Consider the following 24,821-nt stretch of genomic DNA (forward strand, 5'->3'; position numbering starts at 1 on the left):
CAACATTATGTTAGACGGAATTTTACAAGGACTTTCGACCGCCGTGATGCCAATGAACATCATGATGGTTATCGTGGGCTGTTTCGTTGGCACCTTCATTGGTATGCTTCCAGGATTAGGTCCAATCTCAGCGATTGCTCTCATGATCCCTATCACTTACGGCTTAGATCCATCATCAGGCCTAATCTTAATGGCTGGCGTATACTATGGCGCGGTATTTGGCGGCTCGACGTCATCTATTCTAATCAACGCTCCAGGTTGTTCTTCAACAGTTGTAACCGCTTTCGACGGCTACCCAATGGCGCAAAAAGGCCAAGCAGGTAAAGCACTAGCCCTTGCTGCGTACTCTTCTTTTACTGGCGGTACGCTTTCAGCAATCATGCTGTTAATCGCAGCGCCGGCTTTAGCAAGCGTATCACTGAGCTTCCAGTCTTCAGACTACTTTGCACTGATGCTATTAGGTCTATCAGCTGTGGCAGCATTTGCTGGCCCGGGGCAAGTTATCAAGGCTTGGATGATGACTATTTTAGGCTTAATGCTATCAACCGTAGGTATCGATAAAGGTGTTGGTGTCGAGCGTTTCACATTCGGCCTAACTGACTTAATGGACGGCTTTAGTTTCTTATTGTTAGCGATGGCAACCTTCGCACTGGGCGAAACCTTAATGGGTATTCTTAAGCCAGAAAAAGACACCAGTGCTGAAGAAAGCAAAAAAATGTCTGATATCGGCAGCATGAAAGTGACCAAAGAAGAGATCAAAGAAGTGGCGCCTGTTTCAATTCGCTCTTCAATCCTTGGCTTCTTTACAGGTGTACTACCGGGCGCAGGTGCAACTATTGCGGCATTCCTAAGTTACGGCATGGAGCGCAGCCTTGCACCAAAAGACAAACAGAAAGAATTCGGTCAAGGAAGCATTCGCGGTCTTGTAGCTCCAGAATCAGCGAACAATGCAGCATCAAGCGGCTCATTCGTTCCACTGCTAACACTTGGTATTCCTGGGTCTGGTACAACAGCTATCATGCTTGGCGCATTAATCGCTTACGGTATTCAGCCAGGTCCTCGTCTGTTTGTTGAGCATCCAGATGTATTCTGGTCGGTAATCATCTCTATGTACTTTGGTAACATCGTACTGGTTATCTTGAACCTACCACTGATTCCGTACATCTCTAAACTGCTAGCTGTACCGAGAACCGTATTGCTACCAATGATTTTGTTCTTCTCAATCACAGGTGTTTACTTGGTTTCTTTCAACACCATGGATGTATTTGTGATGCTGATTGTTGCAATGGCTGCCATTGCATTGAGGCTGGCTAACTTCCCTCTCGCACCGCTACTGCTTGGCTTTATCTTAGGTGGTTTGATGGAAGAGAACTTAAGACGAGCACTGATGATCAGCGATGGTGAACTGAGCTTCCTGTGGGAACGACCAATTACGTTGACATTCACGATCTTAGCCGTATTGGTTCTTTCAAGCCCGATTCTGGTTAAGCTGTTCAAGAGCTTTAGAACAAAACCTGTCGAGGCGTAACCAACACTCACACATAGTGCAAAATACGAAACCCAAAAGGAGCCTCTGGCTCCTTTTCTTTTATCCGCTGCTGAGAATAAACACAGCTTTAATATGGTAGCAAACTCACAAACTCACGCTTTTAAAACGCTCAGCTCTGATATTCATAACAAAATAAAGTAAGGTAACCAGTCGTTTAACGCGTTGGATTCAAACTATGGATTGGTTGATTCTATTTTTATCAGGAGTAATCGGTGGTGTGCTCAACTCTATTGCTGGAGGTGGCAGCTTCATAACCTTCCCTGCTCTATTGTTTGCTGGCGTCCCTCCGATTGCGGCCAACGCCACGAATACTTTCGCCTCTTGTGCTGGCTACATCAGTGGTGCTTACGCTTTGCGTCATGAGATTCAGTCCGGTACCAAGCAACTCAAGCTCGTTATCGCTTTGTGTGTACTCGGTGGCGGTATTGGTGCTTTCTTACTGTTGCACACACCAGAAGCTCTATTTACCCAGTCCGTACCTTGGTTACTGCTTTTTGCCGCACTACTGTTTACCTTTGGTGGCACACTAAACAAATGGCTTAAGCAAGCAACCGCGAAACACAAACACGCCACCAGCGCTGGGGCGTTTTTTTCAGCACTGTTACTACTGATTGTTTGTATCTACGGGGGCTATTTCAATGCGGGTTTAGGCATAGTGACATTGAGCTACTTGGCACTGGCTGGCTATACCAATATTAATGTTATGAATGGTATCAAGTTACTGGTTTCGGCTTGTGCTTCCCTCGCTGCGATAGTCTTTTTTATCGTCAAAGGTTCGATTGACTGGCCATCGGGCATGGCGGTATTAATGGGAACCTTGGTTGGTGGGTATTACTCAGCCAAAGTCTCTCGTCGTATTCCGCAACAATACGTTCGAAATACAGTGATCGTCGCGAGTTTCTTAATCACTGCTTACTTTTTTTACGCCAGTTAAACGAAGAATTTTTGTGACTCACGCAAGAGTGACTATCTACACAGCTTTACTCCCGAACTAGCCACACCACTATTTTATTGCTCACATAACAGCCAACTTAGAATGTGTGAATACCGTCATCGAATTAGTAAATTTGACATTAATCTAGGCTATTTTTTAGCCTTTCCTATAAAAAAATGGAATAGTTCTCCTGTTGAAAATGAAACTTCACTAGGAGGCGTTATGAACATCAAACTCGGCCATGTCATGTCATCAAGTCGACTCATTTGCTTTGTGGCTTTTCTTGCCGCAACGTGCGCGTGGATCTTAAAAATGCCTGCTGTGTTTTCTGTATCTGCGCTCTTCTTACTGGTCAGCGCCATCGTTTATGTTGTAGATATCTGGAAGAACCAAAAGAGAAATCGCTAAGCTTAAGGCTCAATAGCAGTAAGCTGAGCACACAAAAAAAGGAGCGCTTAGGCTCCTTTTGTATTTTGTGTTCATCGCTTTCTTGGCGTAACGCTCGCTTTTAGAGGCGCCCAATTTTATCGACGCCTTCTTATTAACGACGTTTTTTATTAACGACGAAAGTTACGACCGTTACCACCACGACGAGCTTTAAATGCGGAAGCCGCTTTCGCTTGAGAAGCTTGAATCGACTCTACCGTTAGCTCCATAGGCTCACGTGGCTCTAACCCGTGGCGGAATGTACGCGAACGCGGAGGCATTTGGTATTCAATGTCTGACGCTTTAGGCATGCGCTTGAAACGGTACAGGTAGAAGTTTTCAACCTTTTCACGAGCCCACTCGGTCTTCTTAAGATATTTAACAGCACTTGCGATAGTTGGCTTAGTGTTAAAACAATTCATTCGCATTGCAGCATCTAAAATTTCCCAACCATAATGATCCACTAACTCAGTGATCATGGTTTCAAGCTTTAAGCCATGCAGTGGGTTATTTCGTTGCAGTTCGATTCTTTCTTCTTCAGTCATAACATTACCTTTTTCAAGGCAGATCAACGCCTTGAATATACGCTAGAACGCCGTCATCACTGACCACTTCTTGCTCAATCATTTAGGCATTATGTCCTTTGCCCTTATTTATGTCGTTATGATGGCATAAAGCGCATCGGTTATCCTATTTATCTTTTCATTTAATTTTAAAACGTTCACTAAATGCTCTGACACTCAACATTTGGGCTAGCAGCAGTTTGGACCTGCACAAACAAAAGTGCCAGTTAAAAAAATGGTGACAACAAACTGAAATAACTTTTATTTTTTTATTGTTATTGTCTTTTGTCCGCACGCAGTGCTATTGTTTGAGTAACATTGAAAAATAAAAATTCATTACCAAACAATGATATAGCTATAAATAAAGGTTGGTTTGCAACATGTTTGACTACTCCCAGATTAATAGAGTAGCCGCACAGGATAAGGACATTATCGCCACCGTAGATGACCTTTCCGGCTAGCTCGTGAACATTACCCCTCATTATCACGGCTCTCGGTCATATTATGCAGTGACAATAGAGCATCAAATTATTTTGTGTCAGATGCCCTGAGTAAAGAAGCAGAGCATCGTTATATTGATCTAGAAATAAAACAAGAATCAGCGTTGTCGCGATTAGCAGAATCTCTCGATACGCGAATCATTCATGATCTCAGTTCGACTCCACCAACAGAGCAAACTTGCAATTTATTGAAGCTCGGTCATCAGAGTAGTTACACAACCCCTATTCACTATCAAGAACATAATCTTGGATTTGTATTCGTTAACGCCTCATCGATTGGGTGCTTTTATGAGCCGTCAATACAATGCGATATAGCCTATCTCACTCAAGTCATCTCAAGCTTGTTCATTCAGCTGTTTGAGCGACAACGACACTTTCAATCTTCCTTAGCCATTGCACTGAATATGGGGCACGCTCGCGACCCTGAAACCAAAGAGCATCTGATTCGGATGGGCAAATACAGTGAGCAATTAGCTCGAACCCTGTCAAATACAAACACTGAGATTACGCATCAGTTCATCCATCGTATTCGCTTGTATGCGCCCTTTCACGATATAGGGAAATACCGAATTCCAGATAGTGTGTTGTTCAGTACCGATCGCTTCTCAGATGAGGAAAGAGCGATAATGAAAAACCATACGCTATACGGGGAAGATATGATCAACGATGTGGTTTCGCTATCTCACCACAACTCAATGTGTTCAAAAGAAATTCAGTTCATCAAGAATATCGTGCGTCATCACCACGAAAGATTTGACGGTTCAGGCCTACCCGACGCCTTAAAAGGCCAAGCCATTCCTTCAGAAGCCAGAATCGTGACCTTAGCCGATGTGTTTGATGCGCTGATGAGTAAAAGAGCCTATAAACAAGCATGGACATTAAGTGAAGTGATGGAATACATAGAGGTACACACGGTTCGATGTTTGACCCACAGTGTGTCAAAGCGCTGAAACAGAACCTCGACTACTTTTTGTCAATTAGAAAGCAATATAACGACAATATTCAACCGCAAGCCATGACAGCTTAGTTCATACTTAACCTGCAAGCTCTCAATCTAATATCAAGCGTTAACTAAACCGCAGCCAACAAAAAAGGATGCCAATTGGCATCCTCAACTTTAAAACCCATCGTATTAGTGTATCTGAGCCAAACCACATCGAAACCAATCGACTTCGATTTCAAATGATACTCGCCTCAACAAACTGCAGCTTCGCAACAAATGATAATTCAACGTAAACAGCAAAAATGAACACCAAGCTCGCACTGTAAATATAGATATTTAAAATCAAAAACACCAAATCAATCACCACGTGTATTTATGGTGGTGTTGGTTTGATCTGTATTCATAAAAAGAAAAACTTAAAATTATCCAAAGGTAGGCACGTGAAACTAATAGCTCAAACTAAGAGTATCTCTAATCGGTTACTAACAGCCATAATCGTTTCTTCAATTATCTCAGGCTGTGGCGGCGGAAACTCTGATAGCAAGCTCGAAGACGCCGGAAACCCTGATAGCACGGTCGAAGACGGCGTTGCTTTAAGAGACTCTGATCTCACTCTTTACGAAAATGAATATCAACATCGCTTTTGGTACGATGTTAAATACAAAGATGGCAAAAATAGACACATCACATTCAAAGTTTCAGAGCAATCAACGGCAAAGAATGGTGAAGATTTTGAATTAATTACCTCACGCTCAACCTCAAATAATGCTGGCTATTTTACGCTTGCGATCCATGACGATGACCGTTTCGAAGGCAAACAGACGATCGTCATAGATATCATGGTTGATGGTCAATTTATTAGAGAAGAAACCATAACACTTGATGACACAAATTCAACGTCTCTGACTGACCATGCAGCCATTGAAAAGAGAGGAGCGGTTGGCCATGGAGAAACAACAGTTGTAATAGATGACACAATGTATGAACTCAGTATTGTTAAGGGGTTATTCAAATATGATCTTCTAACAAATAAAACTGTAAGAAAACGCGAATTTCCTGCTTACACATCGTTCGGTAGCATTTTCCAATATGATGGTGACATATTTTCATACCGTAATGACAAGATACAACGCCTGAACACAGACAGCCTACTTTGGGAAATTATTTCAGCCCCATCATCTCCAACAAACGAGATGGGTCCAGTTAGTTATGTAATACAGTCAACACAAGTAGTTAATGACACGCTCTATTTATTTGGCTATCAAAATGTTCAAGATGAAAAAAAGCCAATCAATTTTAGCTATGACTTTCAACACAAAAAATGGAAAGAGTTAAGTAATCGCCCACACTTCAACACTTTTGATCAATCGGTGCTGTTTGGCAATGATGGCTATCCTTTGGCTCAATCGGTGCAGTTTGGCAATGATGTCTACCTTTTCAGAAATGGGCAAGCCATGATATACAACACTTCAAAGGATGAATGGTCTACTGACCCTGTCGAAGCAAAAATTGGAACAACACAACCTCATGTTGCAGGAAAGTACGCTTATAACTTTTTGGTTGAAGATAACGCGGCTTACTTATCGCGCTTCAACCTTGAAAAACGAACGCAAGAAGTACAGCAAGTATCCAATTCCCAAAGAGGCTTTTCATGGGAGATAAAAGGAACCTTCATGTATAAGGGAAGAATTTACCTGGCGAATAACGAAGCTACACGCCTGCTCTCCGCTTACTGGGGAGATAACTAAATTCTTTTCCAATATACGACTTATTAAAAAGGTGCCCTGTGGGCACCTTTGTTATATTAACAACGAAATGATAATCAATTATACATCGTAAGTTGTAGAAGCAGTGTCGCCGCCTGTACCAGTCCAGTTTGTGTGGAAGAACTCACCACGTGGACGGTCAGTACGCTCGTAAGTGTGAGCACCGAAGTAGTCACGTTGAGCTTGAAGCAGGTTAGCTGGTAAGCGTGCAGTTGTGTAACCGTCTAGGAAAGATAGAGCAGAAATCGTACATGGCATTGGGATACCAGACTCTAGAGATTTCGCTGCTACTTTACGCCATGCCGCTAAGCTACTTTGTAGGATGTTTTTGAAGTACTCGTCAGAACCTAGGAACGCGATGTCTGGGTTTGCTTCGTACGCATCACGGATATTACCTAGGAATGCAGAACGGATGATACAACCACCACGCCACATTAGTGCTACGTTACCGTAGTTTAGATCCCAGCCGTTCTCGTTAGATGCTTCGCGCATTAGCATGAAGCCTTGAGCGTAAGAGATGATCTTAGAAGCTAGTAGAGCTTGACGTAGTGCATCAACCCACTCTTGCTTGTCACCTTCAACTGGAGTAATTGTCTTACCGAATAGAGTTTCAGCTTCAACACGTTGATCTTTCAGTGCAGATAGGCAACGAGAGAATACAGACTCAGAGATAAGCGTTAGAGGAATACCTAGGTCTAGTGCGTTGATACCAGTCCACTTGCCAGTGCCTTTTTGGCCAGCAGTATCTAGGATCTTCTCAACTAGCGCTTCACCGTCTTCATCTTTGTAGCCAAGGATGTCAGCAGTGATTTCAACTAGGTAGCTGTCTAGCTCAGTCTTATTCCAGTCAGCGAATACTGCTTGCATCTCGTCAGCAGACATACCTAGACCATCTTTCATGAACTGGTAAGCTTCTGTGATAAGCTGCATGTCGCCGTATTCGATGCCGTTGTGTACCATCTTAACGAAGTGACCAGCACCATCGTTACCAACCCAGTCACAACAAGGCTCGCCAGCGTCAGTTTTTGCAGAGATACCTTGGAAGATTGGCTTCACCGCTTCCCAAGCTTCAGCTGCGCCGCCAGGCATGATTGAAGGACCGAAACGAGCACCTTCTTCACCACCAGATACACCAGTACCGATGAAGTGGATGCCTTTTTCACGACAGTGCGCTACGCGACGGTTAGTGTCTGGGTAGTTAGTGTTACCACCATCAATGATGATGTCTCCTTCGTCTAGAAGTGGGATTAGGTTGTCGATGAACGTGTCTACAACGTCACCAGCACGAACCATAAGCATCACTTTACGTGGCGTTTCTAGTTTCTCAACTAGCTCTTCTAGAGAGTAAGCACCAACAATGTTAGTACCTTTAGCTGGACCTTCTAGAAACTCGTCTACTTTCGCAGCAGTACGGTTGTGAGCCACAACTTTGAAGCCGTGGTCGTTCATGTTTAGGATAAGGTTCTGACCCATTACTGCTAGGCCAATTACACCGATATCACCTTTCATTATTTATATCTCCTTGCGGCTAGTCGCACTTATGCGATAGCACTTGCTGCATTTGAATCTAGGAACCACTCTGTTTCACCAGTTTTAGACTGGATTTTCGCTGCCGGGTAAGGCAACTCTGAAGCAGGAGTAGTATGAATTTCTTTAACGATCTCAACTTTACCTGCACCCAGTACTAGGTAGCTGATTCGTTTTGCTGCTTCTAAAACTTTCGCAGTTTTAGAAACACGGATTTGACCAGACTCAGGGTGAGAAGCCAGCACAGACAGGTTCTCATCTTGGTAGTTCGTTGCACCCGGGAATAGTGAAGCCGTGTGGCCATCTGCGCCAACACCAAGCAGAATCCAATCGAAAACAGGTGTGCCGTTTTCACAAGGAATCACATCGGCCATCTCTTTAGCAAAACGTTCTGCTTCTGCTTTTGGCTCATCTTCACCACGAATACGGTGGATGTTCTCGGCAGGAAGATTTACTTGAGAGAATAGAAGTGCGTTTGCTTCACCGTAGTTGCTTTCTGCATCATCCGGTGTAACACAACGTTCATCACCCCACCAGAAGTGAAGGTTGTTCCATTGAATGCCTTCTGCGTATGGCGCTTGAGCCAATAGTTTGAAAAGCATTTTAGGTGTACTACCACCAGACAGTGAAATGTGAACAGGTTTTCCCTGCTCGCTGTACGCTTTCATTTCGTTTGCTAGGTTTTCAACAACTAGCTCTGGCGTTTCAAAGATCTTGTGGTTGATCATAGTTCGCAGTAATCCGTGTCTGTTAAGTTTTTGCATGGGAAACGCCATGCGCGGCCATCACGTTGCAGAAGTTCATCCGCTTCCTGTGGGCCCCAAGTACCACAAGCATAGCCAAACAGTGCTTGAGGGTCTTGTTTAAAGTCTAAGATTGGTTGAACGTACTTCCAACATGCTTCTACCGCATCGGTACGTGCAAACAGAGTTGCGTCACCATTTAGTGCATCAAGAAGTAGACGCTCGTAAGCTGTTAGCATTTGAGTTTCTGGCAAGTCAGAGTAAGAGAAATTCATTTTCACTTCTTTTGCTTTGAAGCCTGCGCCTGGCTCTTTCAAACCAAAGCTCATCTGAATACCTTCGTCCGGTTGGATACGGATAATCAGTTTGTTCTCTGGTGCATCTTGACCAAATACTGGGTGTGGCGTGTTCTTGAAATGAATCACGATTTCCGTTACGCGCGTTGGTAAGCGTTTACCAGTACGCACGTAGAATGGAACCCCATTCCAACGCCAGTTGTTGATGTGCGCTTTCAGACCAATGTAGGTTTCAGTACGAGAGTCATCAGCAACACCGTGCTCTTCGCGGTAGCCAAGCAAATGCTGGCCGCGAACATCAGAAGCAGTGTACTGACCTAGCACTAGATCTTTACGCAGGTCTTCTTCTTCAAGAGGCTTCAGACACTGAAGTACTTTAACCACTTCGTCACGAATAGAGTCAGCGTTAATTTGAGCTGGTGGTTCCATACCAACCATTGCTAATACTTGTAGCAAGTGGTTTTGGAACATATCACGAACTGCACCAGAACCATCGTAGTAGCCGCCACGTTCTTCAACGCCAAGGAACTCTGCACCTGTGATTTCAACGTAATCAATAAAGTTACGGTTCCATAGTGGTTCAAACATCGCGTTTGAGAAACGAAGCACGAGAAGGTTTTGTACCGTCTCTTTACCTAAGTAGTGGTCGATACGGTAGATCTGGTGTTCTTGGAAGTGATGATGGATCTCTTCATCTAACGCTTGAGCAGAAGCTAAATCGTAACCAAATGGCTTCTCGATGATCAGACGGCGCCAGCCATTCGTTTCATCGTTAAGGCCATGCGCAGCAAGGTTTGCTGGGATAACACCGTACAGGCTTGGCGGCGTTGCCAAGTAGAACAAAGTGTTGTGGTTTTCGAATTGGTAGTCTTGCTCAAGTTTGTCTAGACGTTGTGCTAAACGAGCGTAATCGTCTACATCTGAAGTGTTGATCGCTTGGTAATGCAAATGTTCAATAAATGCATTCAGCGTCTCTGGTTCAGTTTGTTCCATTTCCTGAAGAGACTTCTTCAGCTTCTCACGGTAAGACTCATCGCTGTACTCAGTACGGCTCACTCCAAGAATCGCAAAGGATTCTGGTAGTTGATTGCTAGCATACAGGTGGTACAAAGCAGGAATTAACTTACGGTAAGTTAGATCTCCCGACGCACCAAAAATAACGATGCTGCTGTTTTCAGGTATTACCATCATCTTTCCTATAAAAACAAGGTTTTTAGTATTCGCTAAAGGTATCAGCGACATACGAAAATAGATAATAGGTCTTGGCTATTACATCAATAGCAAGTGCCTATTACACTTGAGAATGCGTTTGGTAAACGAGGGTGAATGCTATCACCACTATTCGGGACAGTATTGTCTATGAGTATTTGATTTACATCAACCACTGTGAAGGCAATCGATTAAATATTGACTCTTTTCGAACAAAATATAATCGACCATAGATTTCTCAAGGGTTGAAACAGAAGCAAATCTGCATTCTCGAACATTGTAGTCGAGAAAGAATAGCATCTGGTCTGTGGAGTGAGTAGAAGGAGGTGAAAAAGAAATTAGAGAGAGGCGGAAAAGAAAGTAAAACCAGCTTACTCAACTGGTTTTACACATAATGAGGAACAAAGGTTATCTCTTTAATGGAAGGGTATATACGCTACCTTGTTGCTTTGTTGTAGCAACGTTCAGGTCGTCCCACCGTACCGTAATTCAAATCAGCAGCTAACTCCCCGGTGGTAATCAAGAACTCAAGATAGCGTCGTGCTGTAGTTCGGCTTGCACCAATGCGTTCACCGGCCTCATCAGCCGTGATGTTCACCGAATCTGCCTGTTGAAAAATCGCGCGAATCTTATCGAGCGTTACTCCGTCGATCCCTTTAGGCAACGTCGATACTTTTGCATGGTCTGCTTTAGCATTGGCTTGCAACATCTTATCGACCAAACCTTGGTTAAGATCTGACACACTCTCGAACTCTTGTTGCTGTGACTGATACTTCTTCAGCGCAGCTTCCAAGCGAGGAAACATGACGGGTTTCAATAGGTAATCCACCACGCCACCACGCATAGCTATCTGTAAGGTGTTCACATCTCGGGCTGCGGTGATTAAAATCACATCACACCCTTGGTTGTTACCTCTAACATGATTAAGAATATCAAGCCCACTGCCGTCTGGCAGATACACATCTAAAAGCACTAAATCTGGCCTTAAGATATCCAGCTGCATTAACGCTTCAGAATGGGTGGTCGCTATCCCAATAACATCAAAACCTCCCATCTGCTCTAGATAGCGATGGTGAAGTTCTGCAATCGCAATATCATCTTCAATGACCATGACTCTCGTGATTGCGTTCATTTAAGTTCTTCCTTTAACCATTATTTTTCGTCACGGTGATCATCATAGGATCACTCACGTTTTATTGTTCTTCTTTCGGCAAATACACTGTCATGCGCGAGCCAAAGTCGTTGTTGTCGACCATTTCTAATTGCCCTTGATAGCGGTCAGTGAGCTGCTTAACCAAATACAAGCCGACACCGCGGTTTTGTTTGGCTTTACTCGACACCCCTTTTTCAGTCAGCGCATCGGTCGCTAAATGTTTGGGTAATCCACATCCTTTATCTTCCACTTCCACGATGATCTCGTTGCCAAAATCACTGATAGACACTTCAATCACTCGACGTGAAGGGACAATCTGCCCCTCTTGTTTTATCGCTGCCATCGTCGCATCAAAAGCATTGTCAACCAGGTTACCAAGAATAGTGACAACGTCATCAGCGTTCAGCCAACTTGGCAATGCCTCTAGCCTAGACCCCTCTTCAACTTTGAGTTCTAAGCCTATCTCACGTGCGCGCTCGGTTTTGCCTAGCAGCATACCCGCAATCAGTGGATCTTTTACCGTTTCTCTCAAGAACTCGATAAGGCTCTGATAGTGCGCTGTTTCTTGCCCAATCAATTGCTGAACAGATTCCAATTCACCCATCTGGATCAAGCCACTGATCGTGTTTAGCTTGTTCTTATGCTCGTGAGTTTGTGAGCGCAATAAATCGGCATATTCTTTTGTTTGGGAAAGCTGATCCGTTAAATCACTAATCTCATCGCGCAATCGGAAACTGGATACCGCCCCTACCACTTCACCCTCTACAATGATTGTGCTTCGGTTGGCGATGATTCGTTTGTTATTGAGATACAGCTCGACGTCATGATCACTATTACCTGTCGATAGCAGCTGCTCCAAGTCACTGCCAACCAACACATCGGAAAGGCGCTGTTGATTAAGGGCGGATTCTCTGTCAATAGATAAAATATCGCAGGCGCTTTTGTTTATTGAGCGCAAAATACCGTTCTTATCGATACTTAAAATGCCCTCTTTCACGGTACTCATGGTCACATCAAGTTCTACGTATAAGCGGCCTATTTCTTCTGGTTCAAACCCCAAAATAGCGCGTTGAAAACGACGAGAAACGTAGCTTGAAATAAGAGCGTTGACCGCGACCACCAGCAATGCCATCACAATCAAAAAAGCCAAATAAGGTTCAATTCTGTCTTGGAGGGAATCTAAAAGATAACCGACCGAGACAACACCAATTATCGTGCCATCAGCATCTTTTACCGCTGATTTACCACGTACTGAAAAACCCAGAGAGCCTTTCGCGGTCGACACATAAGACTCCCCATGCACCAAAGCCTTTTGGTTATCGCCTCCTCGCATTGGTTTGCCAAGCCTGTCGTCATAGGGGTGAATCAAACGAACGCCCTTTTCGTCACCGACAACGATAAATGCAGCACCAATCAGCTGAGTAAGTTTTCGGAATTTGGCTTGGGTTTCTTCAGAAAGAATATGAGGGGTACCGTTCGAGTTTAAGGTTCCATTTTCTTGAATAATGCGTGTCACAAGCGGTGACTCAGCAAGGAAATCAGCAACACCGAGCGCTTTCAAGCCCATCTCTTGCTCTTGAGATTGTTTGATATAAGCAAAGCCTGCTGCTGAAAGTATCAACAGCTCAACAAGGCCAGTGACCGTCATGATAATCAGCAACCTTTTTCTGAAGCTGATACTACTCCATTTCATATAAATCCGTCCCTAGTGCTCAGCTAGCAATGTTAACACTAAGTTAATCAAAGCACCTTTACGCCAATCCGAATTTGTGACTATTGCGCAACTAAATAAATAACCAGATTAATAATTGATATCCCTTTATGTTCGATACTCGCGCCAATCGTTCGTTTTTAGAACGGATTAGGTGAAAAGCTTAAATATTCGAACAAATATTGAGCTAGATCACTAAGGTTTTAGGTGTTTTTTAGGTTGTTCAAAATAAATTCAATTATAATGGTTGCATATGCAGGAATTTAACGTTGCTGAGTGACGAGTCTTTGTTTGAAGACCACGGTTTGCACTCATTTTGCAGTTAACAAACAGGCAACACTTTTTGAGTTACAGGACTTGTCAGCCAAAAAAGAAGGGCGAGCTGTCTTATCTCTAATGTGCATCATTCCGCACTATTAATATTTGACTAACAATCCAACAGTGATTCGTTAGATAGGAAGTAACTGACAAAACAACCCTTTATAACCAATAAGGAAGAGCTTCAGCAATCGCTCAATGGCAACGCCTGATAGAAACCGGATAAAAACATAACGTATAAACATTGTTGAAAAGGAAACCAGACAATGAAACGCGATACTTTTGGAATCTGCCTTACAAAGGCTATGCTGTTCAAAAACTTACAATCGACTTTTACTCATGTCAGAGCATATGAGAAGAACGAGACTTCCCCTCTCGATCTAAAAGTGTTGTTAGCTTTCCCGCAAATGTCAGGTAGAGATTTATTACAAACGATGCAAAGTTCAAGACATTTGGTGTGGCGCGCTGACCACCATTGCCCAAGCTTTAAATAGCACCCGCAATTTGTAGTAATTTCTTCTATACTGAACTTAAAGAGCACGATTGGTCGTGCTTTTTTTGTTTCTTTGTCTTAAGCCACTAAATCCTCAATAGCATTCACATTGTGTTAACGATTGATTAGGTTATTTGCCCACATGAGGTAATCTGTTCAAGACAAATGATGATCCCCCTGTTAACATTAGAGTTAATACTCTAATTTGGTAATTAATGCAGATGACCAAACCGACATTCCGATGCCTTGCGATTGCCAGTATCCTTTTCGGTACTATCAGTACGTCAAGCTATGCAGCCCCGCTCACTTTTTCTGAGGCATGGCAAATTCTCCAAGAGAACAACAATTCTCTTGCGTCTCAACAAGCTAATGTTGAGCGTTATCAACACCTCCAAAATGCAACTGGAAGCCTCAACCTGCCTTCAGTGACGCTCGGTGCTAACTACACTCACCTTGATAGTGATGTGACCATCAATGGTGAACAGTTCGCTGACAGCTTGAGTGGTGTACCCTCTATTGGTCTCCCTGTTCCTCCTCAAATTATCAGTGCGCTCGGTGGCATTACCTCAACTATTACCGAGCAAGATATCTTCAGTTCTTCTATTCGTGCAGTATGGCCTATTTTTACAGGTGGTCGAATTACCGCGGCACAAACGGCTGCTGAAGGTAAAAGCGAAGAAGCACAAAGCCAACTCTTGATGGAAAAGCAGGCTCGCTACGAAGACTTAAGCAAATACTACTTCTCAGTGATCTTAGCTGAAGATGTCTTAGAAACGCGTCGAGCAGTCGAAGCTGGCTTAACTCAACATCGTGACTTTGCTATTAAGCTTGAGCAACAAGGTCAAATTGCACGAGTAGAACGCCTACAAGCAGACGCTTCTCTAGATAAAGCGGTAGTGGAACGCACCAAAGCTGAAAATGATCTTAAGATTGCTCAATTAGCCCTTACCCAAATTCTTGGTCAAAGCCAAAGCGTTGAACCTTCTGAGCAACTGTTTATCAACAAAAACCTACCTCATATGGATGTGTTTATTGATCAAACATTGATGACTTATCCGGGCCTAAAAATTCTCGATGCGAAAGAGAAGCAAGCAAGTAGCTTAATCAAAGCAGAAAAAGGCAAGTACTACCCAGAGGTTTACCTATACGGAGATTACAACCTCTATGAAGACGATTCACTCGCCAGCGAAATGAAACCAGATTGGTTAGTCGGAATCGGTGTTAACGTGCCACTACTCGACACTTCAGGTCGTTCAGACAAAGTGGCGGCTGCGCACAGTGCAGTATCGCAAGTTAAATTCCTAAAGTCGCAAGCGAAGCAAGATTTAACCGTGTTGGTGCAAAAGACCTATCTCGAAGCAAACCAAGCTATTGAAGAAGTCCAAGGACTAAACTCTAGCTTATCGCTAGCTCAAGAGAATCTGCTACTTCGCAAAAAAGCCTTCACTCAAGGGCTCTCTAACTCGTTAGAGGTGGTTGACGCTGAGCTATACCTTGCGAGCATCAAAACACAGCAATCTGCTGCACGATTTAAATACCTTATCTCTCTCAACAAGCTTTTAGCGCTCAGCAGCGAAATGAATGCTTATGCGAGCTACTTAACTTCTTCTGTCACGTCTGATTTCGACTCAAAAACAGACACCGCTAGCCAGTCAAAAGGATAATTCATGAAACCTATTAAGCCTCTTCTCCTATCTATAGTTGGTATCGGCATTGTTGGCTGGGTCGGATACAGTTTTTACCAAGCGTACCAACCTCAGCCCGTAAAGCTTCAAGGCCAAATCGATGCTCAGCAATACAGTATCTCTTCAAAAGTGCCAGGCCGAATTGACGAAGTATTTGTGCGCAAAGGCGACTCTGTTGAGAAAGGTGAATTGATCTTTTCTCTTCTGAGCCCAGAAATTGACGCAAAGTTAGAACAAGCTAAAGCAGGTGAAAAAGCGGCTGGTGCTCTGGCTCAAGAAGCAGAAAATGGCGCACGAACTCAACAAATCCAAGCTGCCAAAGACCAATGGCTGAAAGCCAAAGCAGCCGCTGATTTAATGGAAAAAACCTACCAGCGAGTAAACAACCTTTACAACGATGGCGTAGTCGCGGAGCAAAAGCGTGATGAAGCCAAGACACAGTGGCAAGCAGCAAAATATACAGAAAGCGCAGCTTTCCAGATGTATCAGCTAGCACAGGAAGGTGCTCGTGATGAGACCAAAGTGGCTGCCGCTCAAAAAGCATTGATGGCCGCTGGTGCAGTTGCTGAAGTCGAAGCTTATGCAAAGGACACACAGATCCACAGCTGGTTCAGCGGTGAGGTATCTCAAGTGCTACTGAGTAGCGGTGAGTTAGCGCCACAAGGGTTTCCAGTTGTCACTGTGATCGATACTAAAGACGCATGGGCGGTTCTTAACGTTCGTGAAGATATGCTCAAGCACTTTGAGAAAGGCGCACAATTTAAAGCTTACCTACCCGCTTTAGATAAGTCGCTGACTTTCCAAGTGACGCATATTGCTGTTATGGGTGATTTTGCAACTTGGCGTTCAACCGATGCTGCGCAAGGCTTTGACTTACGTACATTTGAAGTAGAAGCACGCCCTGTAGATACAAGCGAAACACTGCGCATGGGTATGAGCCTTGTGGTTGAGCTTTAGGTGACGTATGTCTGCTAATTCTCACTTCCCAGAGCATCACAAAGCGAAAAGCAATTTGCTTAGACAGTGGGCTATTCTTCGTAAAGACAAGTGGCTACTGTCGTGCTTAACTTGGATACCCTTGCTGCTTGCTGCAAGTATCTGGCTGATCTTCTCACAAGGCATCGCCCGTGATTTGCCTGTTGCCCTAGTTGACCTAGAACACAGCCAAATTTCACAGCAGTTTACTCGCTTAATCGATGCGTCACCTACCCTTCAGGTCACTCAGAAATACAGCTCCGCAAGTGAAGCAGCTAAAGCCATGATTGAACGTGATATCTACGGCTATGTTGTTATACCTAGACACTTTGACCGAGACCTTTACCTTGGGCTCAACCCGCAGGTATCCGTGTTCTACAACAGCCAGTTTATATTGATTGGTAAACTGGTAAATTCGGCTCTACTGCAAGCTCAGGGCACGTTCAACGCTCAACTCGAAGTGGTTAGACAGCTTTCACACGGAGACACCACGGTACAATCTGCATTGGGGCAAGCTGTCACAGTACAAAGCCAAATCACCCCATTGTTTAACAAGAACACCAGTTACGCTCAGTTCTTGGTATCTGCCGTTATTCCTGCTTTATGGCAGATCATGATTGTAGTGGGAACAATTTTGATATTGACTGCAAATGTACGGGCGCGTGGGCTAAAAGCATGGTTATCTCACTCCCCTGTTAAGTCACTTGCATCGACGTTGACCCCTTATGTTGTGCTGTTTTTGGGGTTCGGTATTGCCTTTAGTTTTTGGTTTTATCGCCTTTTGGAGTGGCCATTTAACGGCAGCTTTATGGCATTAACCATTGCACAGCTACTAACGGTTATTAGTTGTGTCATTATGGGTTGCTTGTTCTTCTTCTTGACGCTTGATCCAGCAAGAGCGATGAGTTTCGCTGGCGCATTTACGGCACCAAGTTTTGCCTTTATGGGAATCACCTTCCCTGTCACAGACATGAATACGGCAGCCCAAGTTTGGAGAAGTCTATTGCCTGTTAGCCATTACATTGAAGTACAAACGGCTCAGTCCAGTTACGGTGTGAGCGCTGCGCAATCACTGATGAAGCTCACTTCAATGTTTTGGTATGTTGTTCCTGCTCTTGTGGTGGTCTTGTTGATTAAAAAGCACTTAGCGCAAGCAGCACAGTCGACACAAGCAGAACATCAAGGAGTAAATCAATGAGCTTTACTCAATTGCTAAAACAAGAATTACTGGCGGTTCTTCGTAACCCTGTTGTATTGCTGACGGTATTTGGTGGTGTGGTCTTTTACTCATTCTTGTACCCGCTGCCCTACGCCAATCAAGTACCTCAACAATTGAAGGCATCAGTGGTGAACCTAGACAAGAGCCAAAGTAGCTACCACTTGGAGCGAATGGTCGATGCGACCTCTCAAATTGATTTGGTTCGCCGTGACTCCACTATCGCTGACGCAAAACAGGCTGTGCTTAACCAAGAAATTGGTGGGTTCATCGTCATTCCTGAAGACTTCTACAGAGACCTACTTCTAGGGAAAAGTCCAACGCTCTCTTATGCAGGCGATGCGTCTTACTTCTTGGTTTATGGCACTATAGTTGAAGGGCTTACGAAGGCTGGCGGTACGCTAGCGGCACAAGTAAAGGTCAGCCACCTCTTAATTGAAGGCATGCCTTTAGAGTCCGCTGCCAAGGGTTACAGTGCATTTAGCTTGAATCTAAAACCTACTTTCAATAGTCGTATGGGATACATCGATTACGTGGTTCCGGCTGTCTTTGTGTTGATCCTTCAACAAACTTTAGCTATGGCATCCGGGTTGGTTGGTGCGACACAAAACGCCCAGTCTACGTTCGGTTACTGGAGTAAAACCTCTCCAGCAAAACTTATCCTTGCTCGTTGTTGCACCTTAGTAGGCATCTACTATTTACTATCTATGTACTACTTCGGCGCCAGCTTTTCGATGTACGGCATAAACTTGCTCGCCACTATTTCACAGATTTTAACCTTGTTGCTGCCCTTCTTATTGGCTAGCTGTTTGATCGGGATTTTTGTCGGAGAGTTAGTGCCAAGAAGAGAACTCGTGACTGTGGTTGTACTGATCAGTTCAATGCCGCTCATTTTCTCCTCTGGCTTTATTTGGCCTATTGAGATGATGCCAGAATGGCTCGTACTATTATCACAATTGTTCCCAAGTACACCAGCGATTCAAGGGTTCTTAGCTTTAAACCAAATGGGCGCTTCCTGGCAAGAAGTCGCATCTCAATGGACGCTGTTATGGGGGCAAGTCGCTCTATGGGGATCGTTATTGGCGTTCAAGCTCTACCACAAGTCGAGCAAAAGCGTCGTTAACCATGCTACCGACCATAGCCGTTGAACCGATTAGCCCATCGAAAACCCAAAAGCCCTAATTTAGGGCTTTTTTTTATCCTTAGCCTTAAAGCTGGCCTAAGTTCTTACGACCAGTCACCGCAAACCCACCTTCCCTGATTTAGTCTACCGAGGTAAAAACATCACAACTCAGGTTTATCAAAAGCCGTTTCAAACATAGTTACAAAGCCTACATGAGACTATTTATGCTGCAACTCTTGCTATTTTATATGCTTTTTCCAACTCAAAAATCATCAACTTATTCCCAAAAGACGACAAAACACGAATAATTGTAAATTTATTGTAAAAATTTCTTTGACGCCATTCGTTTTATGTATAGGGTTATCAATAAGACGTGGTGAGCCGAATATCATAGTCTTAATGGTGCACGTGCCGAAAGGATATCCATATAAAACGTGATTAATAGTCATATTTATTTCGCATTTCGACTTGGCTACAGAGCATTTTGTTGCTACCGAAGAGATAACTAAGCTATTGAAATATAAAACAAACACAATAGAAACAAACATAATTTAATAAAAAGACAGGGAAAACCATGAAAAACATAAGAGAATTATTTTTTGGGTTTATATTATTGTTTAGTTCCAGTGCATTTGCAGAAGAAGGATCATTTAATCAAGCTATTAGCAACTTGAGTCAAAGTGTTGATGGATTTTTCAACGAATACACAGGATGGTTCGTTGGATTAATATTTAAAAGTGTACCGGTAGGTGAAGCTAACTTCCCTATCATTGTAGGCTGGCTACTACTGGCAGCTATGGTCTTCACGGTTTATTTTGGTTTCGTACAATTTAAACGTGTCGGTATGGCTATCGATATCATCAAAGGTAAGTACACCGACCCTAAGTCGAAAGAAGATGGCGAGGTTTCTCACTTTCAAGCACTCACCACAGCTCTGTCAGGAACCGTTGGCCTAGGTAATATCGCCGGCGTTGGTGCAGCCCTTGCGATTGGTGGTCCTGGTGCAACATTCTGGATGATTTTGTGTGGCCTTCTAGGGATGGCTTCTAAGTTCTGTGAGTGTACTTTAGGTGTTAAATACCGAACTATTTTGCCGTCAGGCGTTGTTTCGGGTGGTCCTATGTACTACCTCAGCCAAGGCCTTAGTGAAAGAGGTTTAGGCGGGCTAGGTAAAGTACTAGCTGTCGGTTTCGCACTCATGTGTATCTTAGGTTCACTGGGTGGCGGTAACATGTTCCAAGCTAACCAAGCTCATGCAATGCTAACGTATGCGTTTGATATCCCAAGTGAGTACGGTGTTATCACTGGCCTTGTACTAGCGGCTCTTGTTTTCTCTGTGATTGTTGGTGGTATGCCTTCTATTGCATCGGTAACAGAAAAAGTCGTTCCTTGGATGGCTGCGCTATATATCGGTATGGCTTTGGTTGTTATCGGTTCTAACTTAGATCAAGTTGGTCCTGCATTCAGCACAATCTTTACAGGTGCATTCACTGGTGAAGGTGTCGTTGGTGGCTTCATTGGTGCGTTAATTCAAGGTTTGAAACGTGCTACCTTCTCGAACGAAGCGGGTGTTGGTTCTGCGGCTATTGCTCACTCAGCAGTTAAAACAAAAGAGCCAATCACTGAAGGCCTAGTGTCACTGCTAGAACCGTTCGTTGATACAGTAATCATTTGTACTATGACTGCATTGGTTATCACTATTGCTGGCTTGAACACAGGTCCATTCGATGGTTCAGGTTTAACAGGTGTAACTCTAACTGCGGCATCGTTCACTGAAACTGCAGGTTTCTTCAAATACACATTGGCACTAGCTGTTATCATGTTTGCATTTTCTACTATGATTTCTTGGTCGTACTACGGTCTTAAAGCATGGACTTACCTATTCGGTGAAGGAAAGGCTACGGAACTGGTTTTCAAAGTGATGTTCTGTGTGTTCGTTGTAATTGGCGCAACAATCCAATTTGGCGCGGTAATCGACTTCTCTGATGCAGCTATCTTTGCAATGTCTATCTTTAACATCCTAGGTCTTTACTTCTTGATGCCTGTTGTTAAGAAAGAACTGCAATCATTTGTAGCTCGTGTGAAATCAGGTGAAATCAAAACCTACGAAAAGTAATCATTCGCTAATTAGCACTGTTCTAAAAACTTTGGTAATACCCTTTGCTTGAGAAAGCGAGAACAGGACAATAGCCTAATGAAAATCCCTACCAGCTTTGCTTGTGGGGATTTTTTGTACCTAAATTTTCCTGTTCACGCTACTCAGGATCTTGGCATACTTGTATACGTTCAACCGCCTCTTCCACATCAACCATATCTCGTTGTGTTAATGACGAGTTACAGTCATCAAAGCAATAGGCTACAGTGCAATTCTCACACTGATATTCGTTCATGGTCTCCCCCTCCCCATTCAAATGGCCTAATCAAAGAACAACAACAGGCCGCGAATTCATCCCAGAACTGAATCACTATGAGGCTTACAACGTCTATAAATATGCGCGCAAAATCACCAAATACTCAACTAGTCACATTAAGCTGTTAACTATATAGCATCCATCACAAATGGTAGAGAGGTTGATGCAAGCATCCTTATTAGAGAGGCACATTCGTCTCACCACTTAGCACCAACAAAAAACACCCACACCATTTGCATGATGTAGGTGTTAAAAATAAAGATTAAAGAGTGATGACTTAGCGTTTACACTACAAACCCATCTCTTCAGTTAGGGCTTTGATTTGCTCAAGATCCATGGTGTGAACTTCGATCATTTGTCTGATGTCACTGAGACGGGAATTCGCGTTATCTTGCTTCTCACAAGCGTCAGACTTGGCGTCCCAAGACGTACCATCTAAGAAAACATCACACGCTTTCTTCAATGATCCTAGGTTTTGCTCAATGGTATCTCTTTCTTTCTCAAGCTTTTCTAGTTCTTGAGAAATCTGTAATTCTTTTCGGAACAGTTCGCGAGAACGCTCAAACAAAGCCGACTGCATATCTGCCTGACGGTTTAGTTTCTGGTTATCTTGCTCTGTTTTATCTAATGTCTGTTTCTGCTCGTTTAACTGTTGCTCTAGTGAGTAATTTGCTTTCTCCAACACGGCAGATTGCTTAGCAAGATCTTGAAGTTCTTTTTGATGTGCTTCTGCTTGCTCGGCCAAAGCCGCTTCAACCTTAGCATCGATTTCTGTATCAACTTCTGCCACTTTAGCTTCAACAGAAGACACCAACTGTGTTTTGCTTACACTCAATTCTTGATAGCGAGCTTCGAGTACCTGATAAGTAGATTCCCACTTGGAAGCTGTCACTGACGAACCAATCAAGCCACCAAAAGCCAAACCAATAACGGCAGCGATACCGATATAGAGCTGACTGCGCTTGTCGCGTTCTTCAATAACAACCACTTCATCTTGTTCGTTTTGTTCAGGTTGCTGATTCACTAGCGGGTACTCCCAAAAATATGTTAAACGTTACAAGGTCACTGAACAATTAAGTTATACCAAACAGTGCTATCGAGTTAATTCCGAAATCATTAGACTGGCAGTATATAAAAGGAAGCTACTAACGATAACTATCACCACCCATTTTTGTACTTTTTCGTTTGTCCTATAACGAAACAGTACAAATGCCAACGCCAATAAAAAAACAATCGCTATTAGTCGAGTCATAACTCCTCCTTGTTTCTCTATTTTATACCATTTAAATAAGCAAGTTACGTCAGAGTCACGTTGTTTGATCATTTAGTTGAACAACATTTGTTCAAACAGATATTTTGTAGCTGACATCACAATTTATATGATCTAGGATACGCCTACAGATTATCTGATAAGTCAGATAATTGTTCCAATGAAGACTGCAGGAGAGTGGTTTTTAACTAAATATTAACATTTAGTTAGATTGACCCGCCGAAGAAGTGAATCTTTCAGGTGCTTTATGCTGGAGAAATCCGGAAAAGTGAGGACTGTCGTTGGAGGAACCTCTGGAGAGAACCGTTCAATCGGTCGCCGAAGGAGCAAGCTTAGTGCCCATCACTTATCTAAAAGTGATTCGCTAAGTGAAACTCTCAGGCAAAAGGACAGAGGAGTGGAAAGCAACAAGCCTTAATTAACAAAAGAATTCTATTTAGAAATCCGTATGTATTAAGTGGTGCTACCGATCCCTGCGATCTGCACTGCCTTCACTCTTCTCCTTAAATTTCTAATTTATTAAGGGGAATTTATGAACCACCTACAAGCTACACTACAAACCATCAACCAATTCGTTTGGGGACCACCACTGCTTATTCTACTCGTGGGTACAGGCATCTACTTTACTTTTCGCTTAGGCTTACTCCAGTTTAGACACCTTCCAACCGCGCTAAAAATGTTGTTCAGCAAAGACAAATCTGGTTCGGGTGACGTATCAAGCTTTGCCGCTTTGTGTACCGCGCTGTCAGCAACTATTGGTACAGGCAACATTGTTGGTGTAGCGACCGCAATCAAGATTGGCGGCCCTGGAGCCCTATTCTGGATGTGGCTTGCCGCGTTATTTGGTATGGCGACTAAGTATGCTGAGTGTCTACTAGCCGTAAAATACCGCAGAACGGATAGCAATGGCGAAATGGTTGGTGGCCCAATGTACTATCTGCAATACGGAGTGGGCTCAAAAATCTTGGCGATAATGTTCGCTGTATTCGCTTTAGGCGTTGCCTGCTTTGGTATCGGTACCTTTCCACAAGTAAACGCGATATTAGATGCAACAGAAATCTCATTTGGTGCTTCACGCGAAATGTCAGCGGTCGCACTTACAGTGTTGGTCGCAGTAGTTACACTGGGTGGTATTCAATCTATCGCTAAAGTGGCTGGAAAAGTCGTTCCAACTATGGCGATTATGTACATCGTCGCATGTTTAAGTGTTCTAGTTTCAAATGCAGACCAACTTCTGAATGCCGTTACTCTTGTTGTCACCTCTGCGTTTACTAATACAGCAGCAACAGGTGGCTTCTTTGGTGCGAGTATCATGCTGGCAATCCAATCTGGTATTGCTCGCGGTGTATTCTCTAACGAGTCTGGTTTAGGTAGCGCACCAATGGCTGCGGCGGCTGCAAAAACAGATTCATGTGTGAAGCAAGGCCTTGTCTCTATGACTGGCACCTTCTTCGATACCATCATCATTTGTACGATGACAGGTTTGGCGCTTATCTTAACGGGTGCTTGGCAGGCTGATTTGTCTGGCGCTGCGATGACCACTCATGCATTTGCTGTTGGTCTGAACGCAGAAACATTAGGCCCTACGCTAGTGTCTGTTGGTTTAATCTTCTTTGCGTTTACAACAATTTTAGGTTGGAACTACTACGGTGAGCGCTGCGTTGTGTTCTTGGTGGGTACCAAAGCAGTTTTACCTTACAAAGTAATCTTCATTGCGCTAGTCGCATCTGGTGCATTCTTGAAGCTTGATATGATCTGGATAATGGCAGATATCGTGAACGGCCTAATGGCTATTCCGAACCTAATCGGCCTTATCATCTTACGTCATGTGGTTATCGAGGAAACTAAACTGTTTTTCAAACCACTTAGCACTTCAAGCGACTATAACGCAGTAAAATCTTAAGTGAGATAATTGTTAGAATAAAAAGCCCGAAATTAATGCGGGCTTTTTATTTATTAAGTTAACCAGAAAAGTAAATTAACTAAAACATTACTTAAATAATTACCCCC

General features: G+C 43.5%; 19 protein-coding genes, 1 pseudogene and 1 riboswitch. Of the genes and pseudogenes, 12 read left to right on the forward strand and 8 right to left on the reverse strand.

Features of this window, described 5'->3' with window-relative positions:
* Positions 1–7: 7 nt before the first annotated feature.
* The 3 genes from A3712_RS16365 to A3712_RS26870 all read left to right on the forward strand — a co-directional run bounded on the left by A3712_RS16365 (position 8) and on the right by A3712_RS26870 (position 2,891).
* Positions 8–1,528, forward strand: coding sequence for a tripartite tricarboxylate transporter permease (locus A3712_RS16365; protein ID WP_063524293.1), 1,521 nt, complete (start codon positions 8–10; stop codon positions 1,526–1,528).
* Between the two features lie 196 nt (positions 1,529–1,724).
* Positions 1,725–2,483, forward strand: coding sequence for a sulfite exporter TauE/SafE family protein (locus A3712_RS16370; RefSeq protein WP_063524294.1), 759 nt, complete (start codon positions 1,725–1,727; stop codon positions 2,481–2,483).
* 222 nt (positions 2,484–2,705) lie between these two features.
* Complete coding sequence (locus tag A3712_RS26870; RefSeq protein ID WP_082856252.1) at positions 2,706–2,891, forward strand: hypothetical protein; 186 nt, start codon at positions 2,706–2,708, stop codon at positions 2,889–2,891.
* Between the two features lie 149 nt (positions 2,892–3,040).
* Here A3712_RS26870 and A3712_RS16380 read toward each other — a convergent pair whose 3' ends face one another.
* Entirely contained in the window at positions 3,041–3,454 is a 414-nt protein-coding gene (locus tag A3712_RS16380) for a VF530 family DNA-binding protein (protein WP_032554115.1), read from the reverse strand.
* A gap of 386 nt (positions 3,455–3,840) precedes the next feature.
* On the opposite strand from A3712_RS16380, the pseudogene A3712_RS16385 reads away from it, so the two are divergent.
* A pseudogene (locus A3712_RS16385) lies at positions 3,841–4,999 on the forward strand (HD-GYP domain-containing protein).
* A gap of 356 nt (positions 5,000–5,355) precedes the next feature.
* Positions 5,356–6,663, forward strand: coding sequence for a hypothetical protein (locus tag A3712_RS16390; RefSeq protein ID WP_063524296.1), 1,308 nt, complete (start codon positions 5,356–5,358; stop codon positions 6,661–6,663).
* Positions 6,664–6,741: 78 nt separating this feature from the next.
* Here the strand turns inward: A3712_RS16390 and gnd are convergent, their stop codons facing one another.
* The 5 genes from gnd to A3712_RS16415 form a co-directional block, all read right to left on the reverse strand.
* Positions 6,742–8,190: a decarboxylating NADP(+)-dependent phosphogluconate dehydrogenase gene (gene gnd / locus A3712_RS16395; protein ID WP_008220794.1), complete on the reverse strand. Its 1,449-nt coding sequence runs from the start codon at positions 8,188–8,190 to the stop codon at positions 6,742–6,744.
* 29 nt (positions 8,191–8,219) lie between these two features.
* Positions 8,220–8,936: a 6-phosphogluconolactonase gene (gene pgl, locus A3712_RS16400; RefSeq protein WP_063524297.1), complete on the reverse strand. Its 717-nt coding sequence runs from the start codon at positions 8,934–8,936 to the stop codon at positions 8,220–8,222.
* Entirely contained in the window at positions 8,933–10,435 is a 1,503-nt protein-coding gene (gene zwf / locus A3712_RS16405) for a glucose-6-phosphate dehydrogenase (RefSeq protein WP_063524298.1), read from the reverse strand. The genes pgl and zwf overlap by 4 nt, the downstream gene beginning before the upstream one ends.
* Before the next feature lie 457 nt (positions 10,436–10,892).
* Entirely contained in the window at positions 10,893–11,588 is a 696-nt protein-coding gene (locus A3712_RS16410) for a response regulator (RefSeq protein ID WP_063524299.1), read from the reverse strand.
* A 61-nt stretch (positions 11,589–11,649) separates the two neighbouring features.
* Positions 11,650–13,302 carry an ATP-binding protein gene (locus A3712_RS16415; protein WP_063524300.1) on the reverse strand — a complete coding sequence of 551 codons (1,653 nt, stop codon included), beginning with the start codon at positions 13,300–13,302 and terminating at the stop codon, positions 11,650–11,652.
* A gap of 602 nt (positions 13,303–13,904) precedes the next feature.
* On the opposite strand from A3712_RS16415, the gene A3712_RS16420 reads away from it, so the two are divergent.
* The 6 genes from A3712_RS16420 to A3712_RS16445 all read left to right on the forward strand — a co-directional run bounded on the left by A3712_RS16420 (position 13,905) and on the right by A3712_RS16445 (position 21,246).
* Entirely contained in the window at positions 13,905–14,132 is a 228-nt protein-coding gene (locus A3712_RS16420; RefSeq protein ID WP_063524301.1) for a hypothetical protein, read from the forward strand.
* A 214-nt stretch (positions 14,133–14,346) separates the two neighbouring features.
* Positions 14,347–15,795, forward strand: a complete 1,449-nt coding sequence (locus A3712_RS16425) for a TolC family protein (protein ID WP_063524302.1) — start codon at positions 14,347–14,349, stop codon at positions 15,793–15,795.
* A 3-nt stretch (positions 15,796–15,798) separates the two neighbouring features.
* Positions 15,799–16,773, forward strand: a complete 975-nt coding sequence (locus A3712_RS16430; RefSeq protein WP_063524303.1) for an HlyD family secretion protein — start codon at positions 15,799–15,801, stop codon at positions 16,771–16,773.
* A 7-nt stretch (positions 16,774–16,780) separates the two neighbouring features.
* Complete coding sequence (locus A3712_RS16435; protein WP_063524304.1) at positions 16,781–17,989, forward strand: ABC transporter permease; 1,209 nt, start codon at positions 16,781–16,783, stop codon at positions 17,987–17,989.
* Positions 17,986–19,155 carry an ABC transporter permease gene (locus tag A3712_RS16440; RefSeq protein ID WP_063524305.1) on the forward strand — a complete coding sequence of 390 codons (1,170 nt, stop codon included), beginning with the start codon at positions 17,986–17,988 and terminating at the stop codon, positions 19,153–19,155. The genes A3712_RS16435 and A3712_RS16440 overlap by 4 nt, the downstream gene beginning before the upstream one ends.
* Before the next feature lie 549 nt (positions 19,156–19,704).
* On the forward strand, positions 19,705–21,246 hold the full coding sequence (locus tag A3712_RS16445; RefSeq protein ID WP_063524306.1) for an alanine/glycine:cation symporter family protein: 1,542 nt from the start codon (positions 19,705–19,707) through the stop codon (positions 21,244–21,246).
* Positions 21,247–21,385: 139 nt separating this feature from the next.
* Here A3712_RS16445 and A3712_RS28630 read toward each other — a convergent pair whose 3' ends face one another.
* Together A3712_RS28630 and A3712_RS16450 are read right to left on the reverse strand one after the other, a co-directional pair.
* Complete coding sequence (locus A3712_RS28630; RefSeq protein ID WP_269451429.1) at positions 21,386–21,520, reverse strand: hypothetical protein; 135 nt, start codon at positions 21,518–21,520, stop codon at positions 21,386–21,388.
* Positions 21,521–21,830: 310 nt separating this feature from the next.
* Complete coding sequence (locus A3712_RS16450) at positions 21,831–22,565, reverse strand: hypothetical protein (protein ID WP_063524307.1); 735 nt, start codon at positions 22,563–22,565, stop codon at positions 21,831–21,833.
* Positions 22,566–23,094: 529 nt separating this feature from the next.
* A riboswitch (glycine riboswitch) is annotated at positions 23,095–23,214 on the forward strand.
* A gap of 129 nt (positions 23,215–23,343) precedes the next feature.
* Between A3712_RS16450 and A3712_RS16455 the strand changes: the two genes are divergently transcribed.
* Positions 23,344–24,714: an alanine/glycine:cation symporter family protein gene (locus A3712_RS16455; RefSeq protein WP_063524308.1), complete on the forward strand. Its 1,371-nt coding sequence runs from the start codon at positions 23,344–23,346 to the stop codon at positions 24,712–24,714.
* Positions 24,715–24,821: the final 107 nt, after the last annotated feature.

This window comes from Vibrio sp. HI00D65 (genome assembly GCF_001635455.1).
Lineage (GTDB): Bacteria > Pseudomonadota > Gammaproteobacteria > Enterobacterales > Vibrionaceae > Vibrio.